This is a genomic window from Ruegeria sp. C11 (assembly GCF_056537725.1).
Window position 1 is genome coordinate 2,501 of sequence record NZ_JBQFSB010000022.1, and the last position, 3,391, is coordinate 5,891.

Here is a 3,391-nt window from a genome sequence, read left to right on the forward strand (position 1 = left end):
GAAAGTATGCTTTTGGTTCAGAAGAAAGATCATCTTTAGTTACCAGCTGGATGATCGCGATTGACCTGACTGCGCTCAAGTAGCCGAATAGGCGGTAGCGCACTAAGTTGTGTCTTTCTCTTTCTGGATCAAATCAAGCGCGAGAAGGGCGTTTGGTGAATGCCTTGGCAGCAAGAGGCGATGAAAGACGTGATACTCTGCGATAAGCCATGGGGAGCTGAGAATAAGCTTTGATCCATGGATTTCTGAATGGGGCAACCCACCTGAAAGCTTCATATTGTTATCCTTGATAATCAATATGTTGCTTAAACAGGTACTTAAGACCTGAATACATAGGGTTTTAAGAGCAAACCCGGGGAACTGAAACATCTAAGTACCCGGAGGAAAGGAAATCAATTGATACTCCCCTAGTAGCGGCGAGCGAACGGGGACCAGCCGAGCCAGATAAGTGACTAGAACACGTTGGGAAGCGTGGCCATAGCGGGTGACAGCCCCGTATAGGAAGCTTTGATGGACGTATTAAGTAGGGCGGAACACGTGAAATTCTGTCTGAAGATCGGAGGACCACCTTCGAAGGCTAAGTACTCCTTGCTGACCGATAGCGAACCAGTACCGTGAGGGAAAGGTGAAAAGCACCCCGACGAGGGGAGTGAAACAGTACCTGAAACCGAACGCCTACAATCAGTCGGAGGATCCTCGAGATCTGACGGCGTACCTTTTGTATAATGGGTCATCGACTTGGTCTCACGAGCAAGCTTAAGCCGTTAGGTGTAGGCGTAGCGAAAGCGAGTCTTAATAGGGCGTATGAGTTCGTGGGATCAGACCCGAAACCGAGTGATCTAGGCATGGCCAGGTTGAAGGTAAGGTAACACTTACTGGAGGACCGAACCCACATCCGTTGAAAAGGATCGGGATGAGCTGTGCCTAGGGGTGAAAGGCCAATCAAACTCGGAGATAGCTGGTTCTCTGCGAAATCTATTTAGGTAGAGCGTCATCCGAATACCCCGGGGGGTAGAGCACTGGATGGGTAATGGGGCCCCACAGGCTTACTGATCCTAACCAAACTCCGAATACCCGGGAGTACTAGATGGCAGACACACTGCGGATGCTAACGTCCGTAGTGGAGAGGGAAACAACCCTGACCTACGACTAAGGCCCCCAATTCATGGCTAAGTGGGAAAGCAGGTGGGACGACCAAAACAACCAGGAGGTTGGCTTAGAAGCAGCCATCCTTTAAAGATAGCGTAACAGCTCACTGGTCTAAATAAGTTGTCCTGCGGCGAAGATGTAACGGGGCTCAAGCCATGAGCCGAAGTCTAGGGATGCGTAAGCATCGGTAGCAGAGCGTAGTGTGACATAGTTCCTATCCTCTTTAGCGATCTTCGGATCGCCTTGGAGGATATTTGGAGCTTTCGATGAAGCCGGGGCGTGAGCCATCCGGTGGAGAGATCACTAGTGAGAATGATGACATGAGTAGCGACAAAGAGTGTGAGAGACACTCTCGCCGAAAGTCCAAGGGTTCCTGCTTAAAGCTAATCTGAGCAGGGTAAGCCGGCCCCTAAGCCGAGGCCGAAAGGCGTAGGCGATGGGAATCAGGTTAATATTCCTGAGCCAGGAGGATGTGACGGATTGCAGGTGTAGTTCAACCTTATCGGATTGGTTGGGCTGCTGAGCAGTTCCTGGAAATAGCCCTCCATCAGACCGTACCCTAAACCGACACAGGTGGACTGGTAGAGCATACCAAGGCGCTTGAGAGAACGATGTTGAAGGAACTCGGCAAAATACCTCCGTAAGTTCGCGAGAAGGAGGCCCGGTTCCTAGGCAACTAGGGGCTGGGGGCACAAACCAGGGGGTGGCGACTGTTTATTAAAAACACAGGGCTCTGCGAAGTCGCAAGACGACGTATAGGGTCTGACGCCTGCCCGGTGCCTGAAGGTTAAAAGGAGAGGTGAGAGCCTTGAATTGAAGCCCAGGTAAACGGCGGCCGTAACTATAACGGTCCTAAGGTAGCGAAATTCCTTGTCGGGTAAGTTCCGACCTGCACGAATGGCGTAACGACTTCCCCGCTGTCTCCAACATCGACTCAGCGAAATTGAATTGCCTGTCAAGATGCAGGCTTCCCGCGGTTAGACGGAAAGACCCCGTGCACCTTTACTACAGCTTCGCACTGGCATCAGGATTGTGATGTGCAGGATAGGTGGTAGGCTTTGAAGCAGGAACGCAAGTACCTGTGGAGCCTCCCTTGAGATACCACCCTTCGCACTCTTGATGTCTAACCGCGGTCCGTTATCCGGATCCGGGACCCTGCGTGGCGGGTAGTTTGACTGGGGCGGTCGCCTCCTAAAGCGTAACGGAGGCGCGCGAAGGTTGGCTCAGAGCGGTCGGAAATCGCTCGTTGAGTGCAATGGCAGAAGCCAGCCTGACTGCGAGACTGACAAGTCGAGCAGAGTCGAAAGACGGCCATAGTGATCCGGTGGTCCCGAGTGGAAGGGCCATCGCTCAACGGATAAAAGGTACGCCGGGGATAACAGGCTGATACTGCCCAAGAGTCCATATCGACGGCAGTGTTTGGCACCTCGATGTCGGCTCATCTCATCCTGGGGCTGGAGCAGGTCCCAAGGGTACGGCTGTTCGCCGTTTAAAGAGGTACGTGAGCTGGGTTTAGAACGTCGTGAGACAGTTCGGTCCCTATCTGCCGTGGGTGTAGGAGACTTGAGAGGAGTTGCCCCTAGTACGAGAGGACCGGGGTGAACGATCCACTGGTGGACCAGTTGTCGTGCCAACGGCAGTGCTGGGTAGCTATGATCGGACAGGATAACCGCTGAAGGCATCTAAGCGGGAAGCCCCCCTCAAAACAAGGTCTCCCTGAGGGCCGTGGAAGACCACCACGTCAATAGGCCGGAGATGTAAGCGCAGTAATGCGTTCAGTTGACCGGTACTAATCGCCCGATAGGCTTGATTTGATCCAGTAATGGAAAGACAAAATCAAAAGCATACACTGACCTTGAGTTGGACAACGTTGATTGAAACACACACCGCACTTTGCAATGCAAAGTCGCGACGGGGATTTTCCTCGGTTTGGTGGTCATAGCGCAAGTGAAACACCCGGTCCCATCCCGAACCCGGAAGTTAAGCACTGCCGCGCCAATGGTACTTGGGCTTAAGCCCCGGGAGAGTAGGTCACCGCCAAACCTAGAAAAATCCCCACTCTCTCTAACGATGAAAAAAAACACGACCAGGTCTCAACTGGCCAAATAGCCACTAGACCAACGCAAGACCTCAAGTAGCGTAAGCGATAGGTCTTAAAAAGTGTCGCGGGATGGAGCAGCCCGGTAGCTCGTCAGGCTCATAACCTGAAGGTCGCAGGTTCAAATCCTGCTCCCGCAACCAA

Annotated in this window: 1 tRNA gene and 2 rRNA genes; all 3 read left to right on the forward strand. The window is 52.8% G+C overall.

The annotated features are described in order from the left end of the window. Positions 1-131 precede the first annotated feature (131 nt). The 3 genes from ACR0NA_RS21560 (at position 132) to ACR0NA_RS21570 (ending at position 3,390) form a co-directional block, all read left to right on the forward strand. Positions 132-2,963, forward strand: a 23S ribosomal RNA gene (locus ACR0NA_RS21560). 114 nt (positions 2,964-3,077) lie between these two features. After that, positions 3,078-3,192, forward strand: a 5S ribosomal RNA gene (gene rrf, locus ACR0NA_RS21565). A 121-nt stretch (positions 3,193-3,313) separates the two neighbouring features. Then, positions 3,314-3,390: transfer RNA gene (locus tag ACR0NA_RS21570), tRNA-Met, on the forward strand. Position 3,391: the final 1 nt, after the last annotated feature.